This is a genomic window from Candidatus Defluviilinea gracilis (genome assembly GCA_016716235.1).
GTDB classification, from domain to species: Bacteria; Chloroflexota; Anaerolineae; order Anaerolineales; family Villigracilaceae; genus Defluviilinea; species Defluviilinea gracilis.
Map to the genome: position 1 here is coordinate 344,307 of JADJWS010000007.1, position 20,051 is coordinate 364,357.

14 protein-coding genes are annotated in these 20,051 nt (G+C 52.8%); 5 read left to right on the top strand and 9 right to left on the bottom strand.

What is annotated here, in order from left to right:
- Positions 1-532: 532 nt before the first annotated feature.
- Together IPM31_19590 and IPM31_19595 are read right to left on the bottom strand one after the other, a co-directional pair.
- Positions 533-2,407, bottom strand: a complete 1,875-nt coding sequence (locus IPM31_19590; GenBank protein MBK9009176.1) for an ABC transporter ATP-binding protein — start codon at positions 2,405-2,407, stop codon at positions 533-535.
- Positions 2,408-2,610: 203 nt separating this feature from the next.
- Positions 2,611-4,446 (bottom strand): ABC transporter ATP-binding protein, encoded by a 1,836-nt coding sequence (locus IPM31_19595; protein MBK9009177.1) that lies wholly within the window; start codon positions 4,444-4,446, stop codon positions 2,611-2,613.
- A gap of 413 nt (positions 4,447-4,859) precedes the next feature.
- Here IPM31_19595 and IPM31_19600 point away from each other — a divergent pair, with 413 nt between their 5' ends.
- On the top strand, positions 4,860-5,747 hold the full coding sequence (locus tag IPM31_19600; protein MBK9009178.1) for an aminotransferase class IV: 888 nt from the start codon (positions 4,860-4,862) through the stop codon (positions 5,745-5,747).
- 31 nt (positions 5,748-5,778) lie between these two features.
- Here the strand turns inward: IPM31_19600 and IPM31_19605 are convergent, their stop codons facing one another.
- The 3 genes from IPM31_19605 to IPM31_19615 form a co-directional block, all read right to left on the bottom strand.
- On the bottom strand, positions 5,779-7,164 hold the full coding sequence (locus IPM31_19605; GenBank protein MBK9009179.1) for an MATE family efflux transporter: 1,386 nt from the start codon (positions 7,162-7,164) through the stop codon (positions 5,779-5,781).
- Between the two features lie 136 nt (positions 7,165-7,300).
- A complete protein-coding gene (locus tag IPM31_19610) occupies positions 7,301-7,777 on the bottom strand; it encodes a hypothetical protein (protein ID MBK9009180.1) in 477 nt (158 codons plus the stop codon).
- Complete coding sequence (locus IPM31_19615; protein MBK9009181.1) at positions 7,774-8,805, bottom strand: tyrosine-type recombinase/integrase; 1,032 nt, start codon at positions 8,803-8,805, stop codon at positions 7,774-7,776. The genes IPM31_19610 and IPM31_19615 overlap by 4 nt, the downstream gene beginning before the upstream one ends.
- A gap of 484 nt (positions 8,806-9,289) precedes the next feature.
- Between IPM31_19615 and IPM31_19620 the strand changes: the two genes are divergently transcribed.
- From IPM31_19620 to IPM31_19635, 4 genes are all read left to right on the top strand, one after another.
- Positions 9,290-10,852, top strand: coding sequence for an N-6 DNA methylase (locus IPM31_19620; GenBank protein MBK9009182.1), 1,563 nt, complete (start codon positions 9,290-9,292; stop codon positions 10,850-10,852).
- Positions 10,849-12,102 (top strand): restriction endonuclease subunit S, encoded by a 1,254-nt coding sequence (locus IPM31_19625; GenBank protein MBK9009183.1) that lies wholly within the window; start codon positions 10,849-10,851, stop codon positions 12,100-12,102. Before IPM31_19620 ends, IPM31_19625 begins: the two co-directional genes overlap by 4 nt.
- Before the next feature lie 331 nt (positions 12,103-12,433).
- Positions 12,434-13,147 carry a hypothetical protein gene (locus IPM31_19630; protein MBK9009184.1) on the top strand — a complete coding sequence of 238 codons (714 nt, stop codon included), beginning with the start codon at positions 12,434-12,436 and terminating at the stop codon, positions 13,145-13,147.
- Between the two features lie 276 nt (positions 13,148-13,423).
- Positions 13,424-15,730, top strand: a complete 2,307-nt coding sequence (locus IPM31_19635) for a DEAD/DEAH box helicase family protein (GenBank protein ID MBK9009185.1) — start codon at positions 13,424-13,426, stop codon at positions 15,728-15,730.
- Here IPM31_19635 and nadE read toward each other — a convergent pair.
- From nadE to IPM31_19655, 4 genes are all read right to left on the bottom strand, one after another.
- Entirely contained in the window at positions 15,717-17,300 is a 1,584-nt protein-coding gene (gene nadE / locus IPM31_19640) for an NAD(+) synthase (GenBank protein ID MBK9009186.1), read from the bottom strand. The genes IPM31_19635 and nadE overlap by 14 nt on opposite strands.
- A 159-nt stretch (positions 17,301-17,459) precedes the next feature.
- The gene (locus IPM31_19645) at positions 17,460-18,350 is read right to left on the bottom strand and encodes a hypothetical protein (GenBank protein MBK9009187.1); all 891 of its coding nucleotides are present in this window, start codon (positions 18,348-18,350) and stop codon (positions 17,460-17,462) included.
- 62 nt (positions 18,351-18,412) lie between these two features.
- On the bottom strand, positions 18,413-19,375 hold the full coding sequence (locus tag IPM31_19650) for a hypothetical protein (protein ID MBK9009188.1): 963 nt from the start codon (positions 19,373-19,375) through the stop codon (positions 18,413-18,415).
- Between the two features lie 88 nt (positions 19,376-19,463).
- Positions 19,464-20,012 carry an adenylyltransferase/cytidyltransferase family protein gene (locus IPM31_19655; GenBank protein MBK9009189.1) on the bottom strand — a complete coding sequence of 183 codons (549 nt, stop codon included), beginning with the start codon at positions 20,010-20,012 and terminating at the stop codon, positions 19,464-19,466.
- Positions 20,013-20,051: the final 39 nt, after the last annotated feature.

Genomic DNA, 20,051 nt, shown 5'->3' on the forward strand with positions numbered 1-20,051 from the left:
TATCCTCCCTGCCTGCCTTATGAAAGACACGCTCTGCTCCACCCAAATTCGCGTAGATCATCATTTCCAATTTGTTTGTGATCTTTGTCATATTCTGCTCCGTTGAAAACCGATCAGAAGAGCGACTACAAAACCTGTGAATTTCCCACAAGCACAAGTTACATCGAAAATTATAAGGCGTCGCTAACAGAAATGCAATACTTTTCAGGAAAAACGATTCATAGAATTAACCTCCCAGATTGGGCATCACTTTGGAAAGATGATAGGATTCCCGCCATAAAATTCTGGCGGGAATCCTATTTTGAACGAACCCATTAGCCAACACCAAACGGACTCTTCTGCTTCTTCTCCTTCTTCAACTTGCGTTTCTCCTTGATATTGCGCTTGGCTTTCTTCTTTTGTTCTTTACTGCCTTTATCGCGGTTGTGACTCATGGTGGTCTCCTTTCGACCCCCCTCCCAGCCTCCCCCAAATCCGACTGGGGTTCGTCGGATTTGGGGGAGGTGCCCGATAGGGCGGTGGGGATTGGGTCTTAATCCGCCGCCATCGCCTCCCCCGAAATCTCCGAGGTCTGAGAGACCTCGGAGATTTGCGCCCCGACAGCCTCCGTAAACCCATACTGCTCCTCCAACTCGTGCCTGAACTGTTGCGTGTACAGGCGGTAATAATGTCCGCGCTGTTTGAGCAAATCAGCGTGCGAGCCTTGCTCGGCGATTTTTCCATTTTCGATCACCACGATTCGATTCGCCTTGCGGATGGTCGAGAGGCGGTGCGCGATGACGAACGACGTGCGTCCGCGCATCAACGCTTCCATGCCGCGCTGGATCAACGCCTCGGTGAGCGTATCCACGCTGGAGGTGGCTTCGTCCATGATGAAGAGTTCGGGGCGGGCAAGCACGGCTCGCGCCAGACTGATCAACTGTTTCTGCCCAACGGAGAGCAAATTGCCGCCTTCGCCCACGTTGTGGTCGTAGCCTTTTTCTAACGTCACGATGAAATCATGCGCGCCCGCAATTTTCGCGGCGTCGGTCACTTCTTCATCGGTCGCGTTCAATCGTCCATAGCAGATGTTGTCGCGCACACTGCCCGAGAAGAGATGCGGCGTCTGCAACACGATCCCGATGCGGCTGTGGATCGAAGCGAGCGTGTAATCCATGTAATCCCGCCCGTTGATGCGGATCGTCCCTTTGCGCGGCTCGTAGAAGCGGCACAGCAGATTCACGATCGTGGACTTTCCTCCGCCCGTCGGACCGACGAGCGCGATCATCTCGCCCGCTCTCACCTTCAGCGAGAAGTCGGTGAGGACGGGCTTGCGTTCTTCGTAGAAGAAATCCACGCCCTCGAATTCGATCTCGCCCATCAGCGTTTGCGCCTCGACCGCGTCGCTTCTATCGTGGACTTCGGGCGGGGTATCTATCAACTTGAAGATTCTCTCCGCCGAGGCGATGGAGTGCTGCATCTCCGCGTAGACGCGCGCCAAGTCCTGCACGGGCCACATCATGAACGTGAGATACGACACGAAGGCTTGAATCCCGCCGATGGTCATCGCGCCGACGGTGATCTGTTGTCCGCCGTAGCCGACGATGAGTCCCAGCGCGAGCGCGGCGATGATCTGCACGGTGGGGAGGAAGAGCGCTGAGAGCCACGCGGCCCGATACGACGATCGGTACATCGTCGTGGTCAACTCTTGAAATTCTTTCGTGTTCTCGTCTTCGCGCAAGAGAGCCTTCACCACGCGCACGCCTTGAAAGTTTTCGTTGAACGCGCCCGTGATCTTCGAGTTCGTGCGCCGCGACACGCGATACTCCACCAAAATGAACTGACGGAACTTGATCGCGATGAAGATCATCAACGGGATGATGGTGAACACGATCAACGCCAGTTTCCAGTTGATGATCGCCATGAAGATCAGCGATGTGACGATGTTCATCACCGCCCACGTCGAATCCACGATGCCCCAACTGACGAGGTCCGAGACGCGCCCCGTGTCCGATGTGACGCGCGCGATGAGGCGTCCCACCGAGTTCTGCGAGTAATACGAAAGCGACAGTTGCTGCAAATGATTGAACAGCATTCGGCGTAAGTCGTATTGCACGCGTTCGCCCATCACGCCCGCGAGGTAGATGAACGTGAACACCGTGCACGCCTGAAACAAAATGATCGAGCCGTAGATCCACGCGATGCGCGTCAATGCGGCGGTATTCTCCAAGCGGATACCCGTATCCACGATCTCCTTGTTCAGGTATGTGAAGTACGCATCCGTCGAGGACGTCGCCGCGATGGTGATAAAAAACCCGACCACCCATTTCCAATGCGGGCGAAGCAGACTCGCAATCCGCTTGAACACGGGCATGGTGAGCTGTGATGTGAATTCTTCTTCTTCAATTTCAATTAATTCTTCGCTCATGATATTTCTCCGTTACATCTGGTGGTCATGTACGCGCCTTCCGCGCTGAGCGGAGTGGCGCGTGATGTTCGCGCCACGCAGTCGAAGCGCCGCCGTATCGAGACCACACCTCTTGTTTTCATGTGATCATCTGCTTACATGTTGCCTGCTGGTTTCGATACGACCTTCGCAACGAACGCTCAGGTCTACTCAACCAGCGAGATTTAGTTGATTCGAGAAATTTCTAATTCCAATTCTTCATCTATCCTTGTTTGGATATCGTAGATTCTCCGATACATTCCATCTTGCTGAGAAAGCAACTCCTCATGCGTTCCCATCTGAATCACCTCACCTTTATCCAACACAAGGATCAAGTCGGCGACCATCACAGATTGAATGCGGTGTGCGATGATGAACGTGGTGCGGTTCTGCATCAGCCCGTTCAATGCGCCGCGGATCTCCGCTTCGGTCTCGGGGTCCACGCTGGAGGTCGAGTCGTCCAAAATCAAAATGCGCGGATTCTTCAACAGCGTGCGCGCGATGGTCGTGCGTTGCTTTTGTCCGCCAGAGAGGGTCACGCCTTTCTCACCGACGATGGTTTTGTAGCCATCGGGGAACGTCATAATCACATCATGGATCGCGGCGGCTTTCGCGGCGCGTTCCACTTCCTCATCTGAAACGTCGCGCCCAACTCCGTACGTGATGTTCTCGCGGATCGAACGGCTGAACAGGAACGGCTCCTGCTCCACGATGCCGATCTGCCTCCGCAAGAACGAGCGCGAGTAATCTTTCAACTCCACGCCATCGAGCAGGATTCGTCCGCCCGTGTATTCGTGGAAGCGGGGGAGCAGATTCACCAGCGACGTTTTGCCCGATCCCGTTGACCCAAGCAACGCCACCGCCTGCCCAGGCTTCACGTGGAAGGAAATATCTTTCAGCGCGTTGGATTTTCCATCCGAGTACATGAATGAGACATTCTCGAAGACAAGATCGCCTCTTACTGGACCTTCGGGCTGGTACGCCCCATCGTGGAGCGGTTCGCGCGTCTGCTTCACCACATCCATGAGGCGACCGTACGAGACAAGTCCCGTTGAGGCTGAGACGATGATGCGCCCCAAGTTGCGGATGGGCCAGATCAGCCACACGACCAAGCCGACATACGCGATGTACATGCCGACGGTGATCTCTCCGCGGATCGCCATGTTGGCGGCGTAGATGAACCCGAACAGCATTTGAAATCCAAGCACGATATCCGAGAGGGGCCAGAACATCGAGTGCATGAACAGCAAAATTTTGCCCTTCAAGAACTTGCCCCAGTTGTCCTTCTCGAATTTTGATTTTTCATACTCCTGCCGCGCAAACGCTTTGACCACGCGCACGCCCGTTAGATTCTCTTGCAGGGTGGTGGAGAGGATCGCCTCTTGCGCTTGATATTCTTCGTAGGCTTTTGTCACCCGCTTGAAGAACCACAGCGAGACGAGCAGGATGAACGGAATCACCACCACTGAGACCAATCCCAACTTCACGTTGAGATTCAGAATCGCGATGAAGTTGATCACGAACAGCAAGACGATCCGTCCCACGCCGATGCCTTGCTCGCTGAAGAAGCGGCGCAGCGCGTCCACGTCTGAGGTGACGCGTTCGATCAGGTCGCCTGTCGGCGTGGTGGCGTGATACGAAAAACTCAATCGCTGGATGTGATCGAAGAGGAAGTCCCTCAGGCGGCGCGTGATTCCTTCGGCGGTGTAGGCGGCTAAACGTCCCGAAATGAACGAGGCGCTTCCTTCCACCAGCGCGAGCGCGACGAATCCGCCCGCGATCCAAAGCGAAGTCGTGATGAGGCTTCCGCCGATGAAATTCTGTTGGGTCAATACATCGTCGGCAAAATAGCGGAGCAAAATGTACGTGTACGTTTTCGACAACGCCGAGATTGCAAGCGCGGCGGTCGCGCCGAGATACGGCATGCGGTAATCCACCATCATGCGCCAAAGCCCCTTGAGGCGGTTTTCATGCACGGTGTTGCGGAAGTCGAAGGTAATTGCGGGTTCGATTGTAGTCATTGCATTCTCCAATTATTGTGTAGATGGCGCTCTCTTGCGCCATCGGCGTTAGAGAACGCCTCCTACACAAAGCAAAATTAAACAAAAAGGCTGTGACGAGTACGCCACAGCCTGAAACGACAGGGAGGTCTGACCTAACGGTCACGAGGCGCACTACGAGAAGGTACGAATCCAGTGTCAACTGGAACAAAGGGGGTCATGCTGATCAACGTGGACATTCGTGCGCGCTCCTTTCTTGAGATTTGTGTGTCAAACTTAAGTTTGACGTACGGCGAGTTTACACCTCGCACGCGAAAAGTGTCAAGGCTTATAATAAAAATGTCGTTGCGAGGAGCGCTCTTGTTCTTTGCGACGAAGCAATCTCCTGTATCGAGAGGGTTGCTTCGCTTCGCTCGCAATGACATGGATGCGATATGACCCGCACATGGAAGATCACCAAAACAAAACTGGATGAACTCCGCTTCGACGACAACTCCTCGCTCGACGCGGCGACGCGGCAATTGCCCGACGGCTACTATTCGACATTCCGCACGTTCGACTCGTGCACGCGCGTCATCGGACTCTCCGCCCATTTGAAGCGACTCCCACATGCAGACGCTTCATTTCTACGGGGTTGCCTGACTCAGTTGCTTCGACCTTATCGTGCGGACGAAGCGCGCGTCCGCGTGATGGAGACGAAGCGCGGAGAGTTTTACATCTCCATCGAGCCGCTCAAACTTCTGCCGCGTGAAGTCTACGAGAAAGGTGTACGAGTCGAAACGACGACGCTTCATCGTAACGATCCGCGCACAAAGTCAACGGCGTTCATCTCCGCCAGCGACGGGGAACGGAAACACATTGCACAAGAGGGAATCTTCGAGGCGCTGTTGGTGAAGAATGGAAGGATATTGGAGGGGATGACGAGTAATTTTTTCTACATCTTCCGTCCTGAGCGGAACGAGGAGCGTTTGTTGCGACGAGTGCAGTCGAAGGACGCTTCGACTGCGGGACTGACAAGCATCAGTCCCTCCGCTCAGCGCGGAATAATTTACACCGCCCAACGCGGCATCCTCCTCGGCGTCACGCGGACGATGGTCATCCGCGCGGCGCGGGGGAGGGGGCTGGGGGTGAGATTCCGCTCGCTGAGGCTGGACCAGCTGTCCCGTGTGAAAGAAGCGTTCATCACATCCAGTTCGCGCGGCATTGTGCCAGTCATCCATATTGACGATGTGATAGTGGGGCAGGGGAGTCCAGGAAAGGTGACGAGGATGTTGATGTCGGCTTATGATGAATATGTTTTGAAACATGCGGAAGTAATTTAGGTGACAGTCACTTTTAAAGTGACTGTCACCTTTAAACTCCCTCAACCTGCGCGGCGAGGTTGTGAATCCATTTGCGGGAAAAATAGCGGTTGAGACCAAGGACGTATTTGGTCAGTTCTTCCGACATCACGCAGAGATAGACAAAATAGACGGGGAGTTCCCAGACGTTCGCGCCGAGGTACGCCATCGGCACGCCGACGATCCAGATGATGATGCCGTCGAGGAAGAGCGAGAAGCGCGTGTCGCCGCCCGCGCGCAGGATGCCGACGACGATGGTCATGTTGCTCACGCGAATCCACACGAAGAAGGTGACCACGTTGAGGACGGCGCTTACGTTTTGAAGAACCTCAGGCGAGACGTTGTACAACGACAGCACAGGCGTTTTCACGAGTTGGACGATGATGCCCATGACGAGACCGCCCAGCGCGGCGAGTCCCAGCGAGCGACCCGCGTAGGTGTGCGCTTCGTTTTCTTTCCCCGCGCCGATGCGGTTGCCAACGAGAACCGACGTGGCGTTTGAAATTCCGATGAAGAACACAAAAGCCAGTTGCTCGATCGTGCCGACGATGCTCATCGCGGCGAACGATTCAGTTCCCATGCGACCGTAGATGACGTTGTAGGTGGTGATGCCCAGCGCCCAAAAGAGTTCGTTCAACATCACAGGCAACATGGGTCGAATCACTTTACCGAAGAAGACGCGGTCGAAGTCTGTGAGTTGTCGCAGGGACGCGGCGACGGGCGATTTCTTCGCATACGTGATGGTGATGAGCGTGACACATTCGAGTCCGCGCGCGATGACGGCGGCGATTGCCGCGCCTTGAATGCCGACTTCGGGGAAGCCGAATTTTCCGAAGATCAATGAGTACGAGAGGAACGTGCTGAGGATCAACGCGCCGACACTGACGCTTGTCGGCGTTTTCACATCGCCCGTGGAGCGCATGACGAAGGCGTAACTGAACGTGATCGCGGTGAAGAGAAACGTCCACGAGAAGGTGCGGATGTAATTTGTGCCGAGGCGAATCACTTCGCTGTCTTTGGAGTAGATGCGAAGGATCTGTTCGGGGAGGAATTGCGCGAGCGACAGAAAGACGAGACTCGCTGATAGTGCGAGCATCAAGCATAATCCCAGCACGCGGCGTAGATTCGGAACATCCTGCCGTCCCCAGAACTGCGCGGTGAACATCGCCGCGCCGCTGATGATCCCAAAATGGACGAGTTGCAAGAGAAACGCCACTTGCCCCGCCAGTCCCACCGCCGCGACGGAGGTCTCGCCCTTTTGCCCAACGAGAATTACGCCCAGCATGTTCAACCCCGCAAACATCAATTGCTGGATGATGATGGGGATGGCGATCTTGCGCATCTCGGTAAAATATTCGCGGTCGTTGTAGTGGGCGATTGCGTTGCGGATGAAAGTCACAAGTCCTCCGTGGGAGGCTGTGATTATAAGCGACGAGGAGATGTCGTTGCGAGAATCGATGACGCAATCTCTCTCTTATCGTTTGCGAGCGACAGAATCGGAATCCTCAGCGTGTTCTTCAAGCGGGGCAGGGGAACTATTTCTTCTTGTTGAAAATTTCATCATAGGATTTGTTCACATAATTCTCCCACTTCTTTTCCTTGTCACTCTGTGGCGTCGTATCTTTGCCTGGAGTGTAGTTGTAAGTTCTGTTCAGCGCTGGGGACAGCCTCTTAATCATGAGTGGTTCGATGTCTTGAATGGTTCGATTAACATGAGGCGGGATAAAGTCCCCAAGGAATTCCATACAATCTTCCAATGTCCATAATTGAATATTCCAACTTAACGAGTCGGGCAGGTGGTTTTCAATTTTTACTCCAATGGGCGATTCTCCGTACACGACATCACCGTCCCACGTCATGTGACCGCCCCAGCCAAACCAGCGAGTCCAAACATCTGCCTCCGATATGCCGATGTACAAGACATCGCCTAGTCCGTTCTTCACGATATATAAGCAATAACCCGCATCATCATACTTTTGCTCGTGGAAATTCTGAAAAGTCAACTCGATCATTTTCGACTCCATTTTGAGTCTTTTTCAAATGCTTCGTAATATGCCTTGTCCAATTCATCGTCCGTCAATTGTGTGTATCGGTCTGTGACTTGAATGTTTTCATGCCGCGCGAGTCTTTGCGCGATGGCAAGATTGCCCGTAGCGCGTAATGTGGACGTGACGAAATAATGACGAAAGGTATGCGGCGTGATCTTACCGACCAGATCTTTTCCCAGAAATTGCTTCACGCGTTCCTTGACGATATTTCGTCCCGTCGTGGTCGTCATTGGCTTGACCTTTTTGCCAGCGCCTTTATCGTGACGCGCAAAGAGGGGCAGGGAACTCAATTGCTTGCCTGAATTCCCATCCAGCTCGGCGCGTTGCGACAGATATTCCTTGAGGACTTGGAGCGTATGCGATGTAAAACGAACAACAGCCTGCTTGTTGCCTTTCCCGATGATGATCGCGCGTCCTTCATTCCAATCAATGTCGCCGCGCCGCAGGTTGCACGCTTCATGGACGCGAAAACCAGTCTCTGCAAGAGTGAATAAAAACGCGCGGTCACGATATGCGCGTAGTTTTGCATTCGCTTCACCTTCATTTTGAGAGGGCGCAGTGAGCAGATTCGGAATGTCTTTGACCTTCTCCAATAGGCTGTCAATTTCGTTTAATTGATATTGTGGGGCGCGCTTGCCAGCACGACGCGCGCGTTGTCGTAAAAGGACGGTCAGCCGCGATTGATTGACGTCCGCCAGCCGCTCCGAATCAAGGTACAGATAGAAGCCTTTCACAGCCTGCAGATACAGTTGTTCGGTGGCGGTGGCATAGGTAGTGAGGTATTCGACAAATTTTGCGAAGTGATCCTCGTTGAGTTTTGAAATGGGGGTGGTTTCAGGCTCGAGAGATTTACCCTCAAGCATCTCCGAAAAAACGCGCAAGGCGTTCTTATACGAAAGCATGGTCGCCTTGCTCCTTGCGCGTTCGACCATGCGCAGATAACCGCTCATTGCCTGCGTAATCGTCAACAGTTTTGTTTCGGTGTCGATCATGGCGGTCATTATACGAATTTACCGTAGATTGTCAATGCTTTCGATAATAATACTTATCGAAAGCATAATGGGAAACTTTGTGGAGGCTGGGATTTTCGGATGAGTGAGTCTCCCCCACTCTTTGACGATAGACCACAGACGATGGACGCTAATTCGCGTCGCAGGGAAACGCTTCACTCCCAGCCGCGAGTTGATTCTTCTTTCTTCGGCGTTAACTTCATCCTTTGCGTCCCCTCCCCTGTTCTGTAGTCCTGTAGCCCCGTAGGTCACGCTTGTAGCGTGACTTTTGTTCAACACAAACTGTCACGTTAAAAACGTGACCTACGTTTTATCTTGTTTGCGTGGACTGGTAAAATTCGGAGGTGAAATCTTAGACCTGACAGGTTTTATCGTGGAGTCTGACGACCAGAGTTCTCCGAATGGAAATGGATCAGCCCCGTCTAGGTTCTGTGAAAACCTGTCAGGTCTCATCGAGGAGATAATCTTGTTCGAGCAAACTTTCAAAAACATTGACGATAAATTGTGGAAGGATGCGGGTTGTTCCAGCGAGTTGGATTATGTGGAGCAGACTTCGTGGATTCTGTTCCTGAAGTATTTGGACGATCTGGAAAAGGATCGCGCGGATGCGGCGGAGTTGGCAGGCAAGAAGTATACGCCGATTGTCGAGAAGAAGTTCAAGTGGGATGTGTGGGCGGCTCCAAAGTTGAGCAATGGAGGCTCTTCGTCTGCGACTGATGCTGACGCTCAGTCTCCGCTCAGAGCGAGAATCGATCATCACAAAGCGATGACGGGCGATGATTTGATCGAGTTTGTGAATAGTCAGTTGTTTCCGTATTTGAAAAAGTTCAAGAACGAGGACGCGAATACGATCGAGTATAAGATCGGGGAAATTTTCAGCGAGTTGAAGAACAAACTGCAAAGCGGATTTAACTTGCGCGAGGTGATCAATCTCGTGGATGAATTGCGCTTCCGTTCGTCGAAGGAAAAGCATGAGATGAGCGCATTGTACGAGGATAAGATCAAGAACATGGGCAACGCGGGCAGGAACGGCGGCGAGTATTACACGCCGCGCGCGTTGATTCGATCCATCGTCAAGGTGGTGAAGCCCAAGATCGGCGAGACGATCTACGATGGCGCGGTTGGCTCGGCGGGGTTTTTGGTCGAGGCGTTTGAGTACCTCAAAGAAACAGAACCAGCTATGGGGACGAAAGAAGCGAGAATCCTTCAGGAGAAAACTTTTTTCGGCAAGGAGAAGAAGTCGCTGGCGTACATCATCGGCATTATGAATATGATCCTGCATGGCATCGAGGCGCCGAACATCCTGCACACCAACACGCTGGCGGAGGACATCCGCGATATTCAGGAGAAGGATCGTTACAACGTGGTGTTGGCGAACCCGCCCTTCGGCGGCAGGGAACGCGCCGAGGTGCAGAACAACTTCCCCATCAAGACGGGCGAGACGGCGTTTTTGTTTTTGCAACACTTCATCAAGAGTTTGAAGGCGGGCGGGCGCGCGGGCATCGTCATCAAGAATACGTTTTTGTCGAATACCGATAACGCTTCGGTGAGTTTGCGCAAGCAGTTGCTGGAGACGTGCAATCTGCATACGGTGTTGGATCTGCCAGGCGGCGTGTTTACAGGCGCGGGCGTGAAGACGGTGGTTTTGTTTTTTGATAAGGGTTCTGCTACCAAGAAGATTTGGTATTACCAGTTGAATTTGGATCGGAATTTGGGCAAGACCAACCCGTTGAACGAAAATGATCTGGCGGAGTTTGTGAAACTTTCTGCTTCGAGAACCTCAGCAACCGCAACCTCAGCAACCACAACCTCAGCAAACGGAGTTTTAGCGGAAGGTCCTGAAACGCCAAATAGTTGGAATGTGGATGCGCGAAAGGTGGCTGAGCTTGCCGATGCCGACCTTTCGGTAAAAAATCCGCATCGAAAAGATGAAACCGTTTTGCGCGCGCCTGCGGTCATTTTGGATGAGATGAAGATGCTGGATGAAGAGAGCGCGAAGATTTTGAAATCCATCGAGAAGATGTTATGAAGAGGGATCAGGTTTCAGGTTTCAGGTCGAAGGTTGAAGGTTCAAGGTTGGAAGGTTGGAAAGTGGAAAGGCTAGGCGACGTTTGTGAAGTATTTGCTGACGGTGATTGGATTGAAAGTAAAGACCAATCACCAAAAGGAATCCGCCTAATTCAAACTGGCAATGTTGGAAATGGGGTTTTCAAGGACAGAGGTGAAAAAGCTCGCTACATTTCTGTTGAAACTTTCAAGAGATTGCGTTGCACAGAAATATTTGAGGGTGATTGTTTAATTTCAAGATTACCTGATCCTGTTGGAAGAACATGTATTTTGCCCGACACTGGCGAAAGAATGATTACAGCCGTAGATTGTACAATCGTTCGCTTCGACAAGAATAAAATTATTCCAGAATTTTTCAATTACTATTCTCAATCCGTTCAATATCTCAATGATATTGACCATGAAACAACTGGCACAACAAGAAAACGAATCAGCCGCAGTAAGTTAGCAGAAGTTGAAATCCCCCTCCCTCCCCTGCCCGAACAAAAGCGGATCGTGAGCCTGCTGGATGAGACGTTCGCGGCGCTGGCGCAAGTCGGCGCGAATGCGGCGCGGAATCTGGTCAACGCGCGGGAGGTGTTTGAGGCGGAGTTGAATGTCATTTTTGGGAATGGGAGGGATTGGGAAGAAAAAAGGTTATTTGAAATTGGAGAGACTCAAACTGGAACTACGCCAAAAACATCTGAAAAGAAAAATTATGGGGACTTTATTCCATTTATCAAACCTGCAGATATAGATATTAATGGAGATGGTGAAATTCGATACGACAACGAGGGGCTTAGTAAAACGGGCTTGCAAAAAGGCAGGCTGATGCCCGAGAATTCTGTGTTGATGGTATGTATTGGGGCAAGCATTGGTAAAGTTGGATTTGCTGATAGGAATGTGTCTTGTAACCAGCAAATAAATACGCTCACTGCTGGTAAAGGGTATTCTACAAAGTTCTTTTATTATGCAATGCGGAGCAAGAATTTCTACAACAGCGTAATAAAAAATTCCGCACAGGCAACGCTACCTATCATCAATAAAAGTAAATGGGAAAACCTTACTGTTAGATTTCCCAAATCACTCGGCGAGCAACGCGCCATCGTCCAGCGGCTGGAGGGGCTGGCGAAAGAATCGCGTCGGCTGGAGGAAGTGTATCGTCAAAAAATGGAGGATGTGGAAGAATTGAGGAAGAGTGTGTTGAGGGAGGCGTTTGAGGGAGAGTTGTAGATCAGACCTGACAGGTTTCATCGAGGAGTCTGACGATTAGACTTCTCCGAACGCGAAGGCACTCGGTTGATTAAGGCGCTGTGGAAACCTGTCAGGTCTTTACGAGAAGAATCGCGTCGGCTGGAGGAAGTGTATCGTCAAAAAATTGAGGATGTGGAGGAATTGAGGAAGAGTGTGTTGAGGGAGGCGTTTGAGGGAGAGTTGTAGATCAGACCTGACAGGTTTCATCGAGGAGTCTGACGATTAGACTTCTCCGAACGCGAAGGCACTCGGTTGATTAAGGCGCTGTGGAAACCTGTCAGGTCTTAACATCAGGTCTTATAATCCAACCATGCCCACCGACATTCCTCCCCTCACCTACGGAACTTTCTTTCATATCTACAATCGCGGTAATAACGGCGAAAACATCTTCATTCAAGAAAGAAATTATGCCTACTTCATGGAACTATGGTGGAAGCACATCAGCCCCATCGCGGAGACCTGGGCTTACGGTCTGCTAGGGAATCATTTCCATGCAACGGTGTTTATAAAGAACCGAGAAGACCTACATCCAGACCTATCTCTAGACCTGTCAGGTTTCACAGGCGGTTTGGTCAACCATAACCTAAGCGCGGACAAAGGCGCAACCCCGTCAAACTTCCCCGAAAACCCGACAGGTCTCAAACACTCAAAATTAAAAGACCCCAGCCAATATTTCTCCAACTTCTTCAACGCCTATGCGCGCGGGGTCAACATCGCTACTCAAAGAACAGGAGCCCTCTTTGAACGTCCCTTCAAAAGAATCCCTGTGGATACCGAATCCTATTTGATGCGGCTCATTGTTTATATTCACCAGAATCCACAAAAGCATCAATTCGTCACTGACTTTCGAGATTGGAATTATTCATCCTATCACGACATGATCTCCAACAATCCCACCCGCCTGCAACGCGAGAAAGTTCTTCAACTGTTCGGCGGGCGCGAAGATTTTATACGTGTCCATCGGGAGATTCAACCATTAACAGACGCAGACCTGACGGGTTTTATAATTGAGTCTGACGACTGAACATCTATGAATGGGAATGGATTTTACCGAAATAGGTTCGTCGGAGACCTGTCAGTCCTTATTACATCCCCTACCCAGACCTGACAGGTCTCATCAGGAGTCTGACGGGAAAGGTTCTCTGACCGCGAAACGACTTGACGATCAAGGTAGCGTGGAGACCTGGCAGGTCTTTTACAGGAGTCTGACGGGAAAGGTTCCCTGACCGCGAAACGACTTGACGATCAAGGTAGCGTGAAGACCTGGCAGGTCTTTTACATGAAAAGGTAAAATAGGGAAATGAACGAAGCCGAAACCCGCGCCGATTTAATTGACCCGCAACTCGCCAAAGCAGGCTGGGGCGTCCTGGATGACTCGCGCATTTTGCGCGAACGTCACATCACGGCGGGAAAAATCCAAACAGGCGGAAAACGCGCCAAGCCGCTCATCACCGATTACATACTGGTTTACAAAGGGCGGCAACTCGCTGTCGTCGAAGCCAAGAGCAACGAGTATTCGGTCGGCGAAGGAGTCGGTCAAGCCAAAGAGTACGCCGCAAAACTTCAAATCGCCTTCACCTACGCCGCCAACGGGGTAGAAATTTATCAGATCAACATGCTCACAGGCGCGGAAGGTCTCGTCAAAAACTTCCCCACGCCCGAAGAACTCTGGGAGCAAACCTTCGCCCCCAACGAATGGGAAGAACGCTTCAACCCCGTCCCCTTTGAAGATATCAGCGGCACGAAGCCTCCGCGCTACTATCAGGAGATCGCCGTCAACAACGCCCTGCAAGCCATCGCCGAAAACAAAAATCGGATTCTCCTCACGCTGGCGACGGGAACAGGCAAGACGACCATCGCCTTTCACATCGTTTGGAAACTCTACCAGACGCGCTGGAACTTAAAACGAGACGCTTCGCGCCGACCCCGCGTCCTGTTTCTGGCTGACCGAAACATTCTCGCCGACCAGGCTTTTTCCGAATTCACCCGCTACTCCGCCTTCCCCGACGATGCGCTCGTGCGAATCAAACCTGATGAAATCCGCAAACAAGGACGCGTCCCAACCAACGGCAGTGTCTTCTTCACCATCTTTCAAACTTTCATGTCAGGTCCGAACGACACACCGAACTTTGGGGAGTATCCCGCCGATTATTTCGACTTCATCATTATAGACGAATGTCATCGCGGCGGCGCCAACGACGAATCGAACTGGCGCGGCATTCTCGAATATTTTTCGCCCGCCGTGCAACTCGGTCTCACCGCCACGCCCAAACGCAAAGACAACGTGGATACCTACAAATATTTCGGCGAACCCGTGTACGTCTACTCGCTCAAAGAGGGCATCAACGACGGCTTCCTCACCCCGTTCAAAGTCCGCCGTATGCAATCCACGCTCGACGAATATATTTACACATCAGACGACACGGTCATCGAAGGCGAAGTGGAAGCGGGCAAGCGCTACACCGAATCCGATTTCAACCGCATCATCGAGATCAAAGAGCGCGAAGCCGACCGCGTGCGGCGTTTCATGTCCGAGATCAACCAGAACGAAAAAGCCATCGTCTTCTGCGCCACACAAGATCACGCCGCCGCCGTCCGCGATTTGATCAATCAATTCAAGAAAAATCCCGACCCAATGTACTGCGTCCGCGTTACCGCCAACGACGGCGCGTTAGGCGAACAGTATCTTGAACAGTTCAAAGATAACGACCGCACCATCCCAACGATTCTCACCACCTCGCAAAAGTTGTCCACAGGCGTGGATGCGCGCAACATCCGCAACATCATCCTCATGCGCCCCATCAACTCGATGATCGAATTCAAACAGATCATCGGGCGCGGCACGCGTCTCTTCGACGGCAAAGAATATTTCACGATCTATGATTTCGTGGACGCGCATCACCACTTCGCCGATCCCGAATGGGACGGCGACCCCGAAGAACCCGTCGAGACGCCAGCACCGATTGACCGACCTCCGCGAAAAACCAAAGAACCGCCTGAAGGTTATGAGCCGAAAGTGAAACTCAAAATCAAACTGCGCGACGGCAAAGAACGCCAGATCGAACACATGTCGTCCACGTTGTATTACAGCGCGGACGGGCGACCTATCTCCGCCCAGCAATTTGTCGAAAATCTCTACGGCGTTCTGCCCGCCTTCTTCCAAAGCGAAGAGGAACTCCGCAAAATCTGGTCAAACCCTGTCACGCGCAAAACTTTGCTCGAAGAACTTGAAAAAGCGGGCTTCGGCAAAGAGGAACTGTCCATCGCGCAATCCCTGATCAACGCCGAGAACAGCGACCTGCTCGACGTGCTTGAATACATCTCCTTTTTACAGCCGCCCATCAGCCGCGAATTGCGCGTGGCAAAATCGCAAAGCAAAATCTTCGCCGCGTTAACCAACGAGCAAAAACAATTCGTCGAATTTGTGTTATCCAAATACATCGAGACGGGTGTCGAAGAACTTGATCAGGAAAAACTCCCCCATCTGCTCACGCTCAAATACAAAGCCATCGAAGACGCCAAGGAAATTCTAGGGACGATTGATTCGATCCGCAAATTGTTTGTAGAATTCCAGGGGCGTTTATATCAACCAATTACTTCCTCGTAATCGGCATCAGTCTCCCCCTCCCAAACGACTTCCCGCTCACCTTCAAGATCACGCACGCCTGCCAGCGTTTATGTTCGCTAGCGCGCATGGCGGCGTTGCTTTGGTTGCTCCGCACCAGCGCTTCGGCTTCGGGAGAAATTTTCTCATACTCGAACGGGTCAACCTGATTCTCCCTCAACTCCGCCGAGGGCTTTCTCTCCATCACAAATTGCGGAATACTCTGCGAGTACGATGTAGAATTCCGCGCTCCGTTTATCCATCTTGCCAGCGCATACACCTCCATCTTCGTCAGATCGCCGAGCGGGCTGATCGCGCCAGCCATATCGCCGTACAACGTGGAATATCCCAGCGTGAGTTCAGTCTTATTTGACGTGTTGATCAGGAATCCTCCGCGCTGGTTGACGAAACTCATCAGGACGACCGTCCTCAGCCGCGCCTGGATATTCTCACCCGCGACTCCCCCGCTTCTTTCTGGACCTACAGCCTGCTCCGCCGCCTTGTGCATTTTCTCCATTTCGACCACTTCAAATCCAATCCCCAGCCGACTCGCCAACTCCCGCGCCGACTCGGTTGACCTCGCATCCGTGAATCTCGAAGGGATGGCGACTCCCGTCACGCGCTCACATCCCAACGCCTCCACCGCGATCACCGCCGCAACCGACGAATCGATTCCGCCCGACAAGCCGATGAACACATGGTTGAGTCCGTTCTTGTTTGCGAAGTCGCGCAATCCCAACACCAAAGCCTTGAAAACTTCTTCCTCCCCTTGAACTTCCTTTGTGCCCTTCGTGTCCTTTGTGTTTAGATCAATAACTCTAACGTCCTCCTCAAACATCCTCAACTTCTCCCCTCCTAATACAAAACTCCCCCCATCAAAAATCAATTCATCATTCCCGCCAACGAGATTGACGAACACCAGCGGCATCTCGTCGTCCTGAGCGGAGCGTAGCGCAGACGAAGGACGAGTTTCAACCTGTCGTTTTGCATGACGAAGCCTCCCCTCTCCTCCTCCTCTCCGATACGGCGACGCCGAAATGCAGACCAACATCTCCGCGCCCATGGCTTTCAAGTCCGCACCAGGGTGGATGGGATATTCCTCATCCCACATATCCTCGCAGATCATCACACCGACCTTCCTCCCCGCGATGTCAATCGGCGGCAGAGTCTTCGTCCCTGCGATGAACCAGCGCGGCTCGTAGAACACGTCATAGACTGGGAGCAACTGCTTGACCTGCGCGACTATCATTTCCCCATTGTGCATCAAGTACGCGATGTTGTTCAACGACGGATGTTGATACAGCTTCTGCTCGGCGGGCGCGAACGATCCCACCAACAGCGGGGGCAAACCTTCCGCTTGGCGAGCCAGGTCCAACGTCGCGGCTTGAACCGCTTCGACGAATGACACGTCATACAAAATATCGCGCGGAGGATATCCGCACACGGTCAATTCGGGGAAGACGATCAGATCGGGGTTTTGACTCGCAACCGAACGCGCCGCATCCAATATCCGCGCGACATTGCCCGATAAATCTCCCACCGTTGTATTGATTTGCGCGATTGCAAGTTTCATACATACCTCGGTGGTCGAGTAGCCCTGAGCGTTCGTTGCGAAAGGCGTATCGAGACCACCACGTCGTAAAGAAGTTTTTGTTGCGAAATTATGGTCGTGTACTTGTGGTCTCAATACGTTCCTCGCTGCCGCTCGGAACTACTCGACCACCAACCTATTCTAAAAATCTTTCCCCATTTCCTCAAGCAAATTCAACGCCTCCAACACCGTCTCCCTGCGCAAACAAACCTGATCGCCGAGCATGAACGTGCGATAGCCGATCTCCAACAAGAACGCCACGTCGCCGATGTCCGCGCTGACTGGCACGGGCTGATACGCCAGCGAATCCAAAATGCGACTCGCCACGATGGCGTCTTTGTCCGCGTTGATGATGGTCTTCACCGCGCCAGCCACTTTATGCGGACGAAGCACTTCAACATACAGATCGCCGCGCGCCGCCATGAGACGTCCGTGCTTCGAGCCGTGTTTCTTTGCGAAGTCGAGTCCGCGTTGCGTTTCGATCTTGAGGATCACTTCCGCGTTGGGCAACAGAGTTTTCACTTCGTCCACATCTTCGGGAGATTCGACATACGAAAGCATCACCTTCGTCATCCCCAACTCTTTCATCGCCGCGAGATATGTTTTATCGGTGTCGGTCAGCGTCCCCTCGATTTTCAATGATGGATGGATGATGTTCACCGACTCGCCAGGTCCGATCAATCTTCGCAGACCATCGGCAAGGATGAGTCGGTCGCCGTCCACCGCCACCACTTTGACGCGCTCGTTGCCGTCCGAAAAATACGCATCAACAGGAGTCTCCACCTGGATGGGATGACTCAACTTCACTTCGGTATACGGAGGAATCGCCGCGCCGACCACACGCAGTTGACGTCCCTTCAAATCCACCCATAACGGCTGACGAAATTTGCTCAATCGCTCCAACACCTCGCGCTGACTCTCGCGCAACGGCATCACCGTATTGAGTCGGAATCCGCTCACGATGGGATGCGACGCAACGTCGGCGAGGAAGTCGGCGTAGGGAGGAACAGTGACGATGGCGGAGATGGGCATGTTGGTCTCGTACCGCAAAGTTCACTTTGCGATTTGTGATGGGCAAAATGAATTTTGCCGTACTATAACTTAAGCGTCGTCCCGCAGAACTTACACTTGAACATCCCGCCCGCATCCACAGGGATGGGCGCGCCGCAACGCGGACAGATCATCTCGATGGGCTTGCTCACCTGCTTCACCTTCGACTCGTCCTGCCGCGCGCGCATGTTATCTTGGAAGTCGCCGAAGTAGCCCCACGAACGCGCGATCAAGCCCATGGCGTAATCCACTGCGCGTTGCTCGTCTTCAATGTGGAAAATTTTCTGCTCGCCGATGGCGTCGCCCCATTGCTTGTCCACCACGTCGCCGCGCTTGCCGCCAGGTCGGCGCAGGAACCACGTGTTCCATTTTTGTGTCACCTGTTTCCATTCGTTGATCGAATCGACATTGCCCCACACGCTGTCGCCGAGATAGTGACCCACTTGTTTGCTGTCCATGGTGGCGTGCATGTTGATGTCTCCGAACACGATCAAGAAAGGCACATCGTCAGTCGAGGGAATCGTCACATGCGTATTGACCCAGCGCGCGAACAGTCCATACGACTCAGGCGCGTCGCCTCCGCCGCCTTCGCCGTACAACGAGCCGAGCAATTGCTCCAAGTCGAATCCGCTGGCGAACGGAGTCACTTGCAGGGGCCAGCGGTCCACTTTCGCATCGCCGATCGCCGCAAACGAGATCGCCACATCGGGGCGATACTGCGAAAGCGTGTTGAACATCAATGGCAGGCGGTCGAAAATTTCAAAGGGCCACGAAGCCATCGAGCCAGTCACATCAATCGCGACGATGACGGGATTCTTCGACTCGGTTGAAATATGCTGCTTGGGGTCAATGATCTTCTCGTTCGGTCCCGCCTTCTTTTCATACGTGCGCGGACCCGAAGCCGCGGCTCTTGCTGCCGATGCCGCGCGCGCGGGCGCTGCCGCGGGAGCATACGCATACTTTCCCGACCCGTACCATTTTGAAGTATCTTCATCCCATGAGTACATAGTATCTCCTTAGTTTTTTTCCGTACGGCAAAATTTATTTTGCCCCTGTTAATCGCAAAGTCAATCGCAAAGTGAACTTTGCGGTACGTTAAACCACCGTCATCATCGCCAACGTCTCCAACCCAAACTCCTCGCGAAATCTTTGGTCCAGACGATTCGACTTAATATACTCTGCGATGACGTTCGGGACAAGCGACTCCCAATCGTCACCTCGCGCCATCGCACGCCTCACATCGGACCCTTCGGCTGGTACGCGCTCCCGAAGCGGAATCAACTCGACGGGCGGAATGACGCGGTAGTCGTCCCTGAGCAGACTCGCCACGTATGGATTCGCCGTCGCAAACACATCCAACTCCCCAAACAAATCCTTCACCATCACGCGCCACCGCGGACCGTCATCCAGATCGGGAACGGGAATGATTTGATAATTTGAAAAGTCCGCAAGGACGAGTTGAATCATGTCGCGCGTTTCATCGAGCGTGAACGGGTTGCGCGCATTGTAGCGATTGGAACTGCCGATGCCGACGCGTACCTCTTCCCCACTTTGACACAACGCCCGCAAAATCGCGGCATGCCCAAGATGGACAGGCTTCCAGCGCGCGATCATGCCGATGCGAGAATATTTTTTTGCGGGCATGGCGTGATTATAACAAGAGCCAACAGACCTCACAGGTTT

What these genes read in the sequence shown, in the direction of transcription:
- IPM31_19590 (MBK9009176.1), bottom strand. Translation starts at nt 2,407, where the DNA reads ATGAGCGAAGAATTAATTGAAATTGAAGAAGAAGAATTCACATCACAG.
- IPM31_19595 (MBK9009177.1), bottom strand. Translation starts at nt 4,446, where the DNA reads ATGACTACAATCGAACCCGCAATTACCTTCGACTTCCGCAACACCGTG.
- IPM31_19600 (MBK9009178.1), top strand. Translation starts at nt 4,860, where the DNA reads ATGACCCGCACATGGAAGATCACCAAAACAAAACTGGATGAACTCCGC.
- IPM31_19610 (MBK9009180.1), bottom strand. Translation starts at nt 7,777, where the DNA reads ATGATCGAGTTGACTTTTCAGAATTTCCACGAGCAAAAGTATGATGAT.
- IPM31_19615 (MBK9009181.1), bottom strand. Translation starts at nt 8,805, where the DNA reads ATGATCGACACCGAAACAAAACTGTTGACGATTACGCAGGCAATGAGC.
- IPM31_19625 (MBK9009183.1), top strand. Translation starts at nt 10,849, where the DNA reads ATGAAGAGGGATCAGGTTTCAGGTTTCAGGTCGAAGGTTGAAGGTTCA.
- IPM31_19630 (MBK9009184.1), top strand. Translation starts at nt 12,434, where the DNA reads ATGCCCACCGACATTCCTCCCCTCACCTACGGAACTTTCTTTCATATC.
- IPM31_19635 (MBK9009185.1), top strand. Translation starts at nt 13,424, where the DNA reads ATGAACGAAGCCGAAACCCGCGCCGATTTAATTGACCCGCAACTCGCC.
- nadE (MBK9009186.1), bottom strand. Translation starts at nt 17,300, where the DNA reads ATGAAACTTGCAATCGCGCAAATCAATACAACGGTGGGAGATTTATCG.
- IPM31_19645 (MBK9009187.1), bottom strand. Translation starts at nt 18,350, where the DNA reads ATGCCCATCTCCGCCATCGTCACTGTTCCTCCCTACGCCGACTTCCTC.
- IPM31_19650 (MBK9009188.1), bottom strand. Translation starts at nt 19,375, where the DNA reads ATGTACTCATGGGATGAAGATACTTCAAAATGGTACGGGTCGGGAAAG.
- IPM31_19655 (MBK9009189.1), bottom strand. Translation starts at nt 20,012, where the DNA reads ATGCCCGCAAAAAAATATTCTCGCATCGGCATGATCGCGCGCTGGAAG.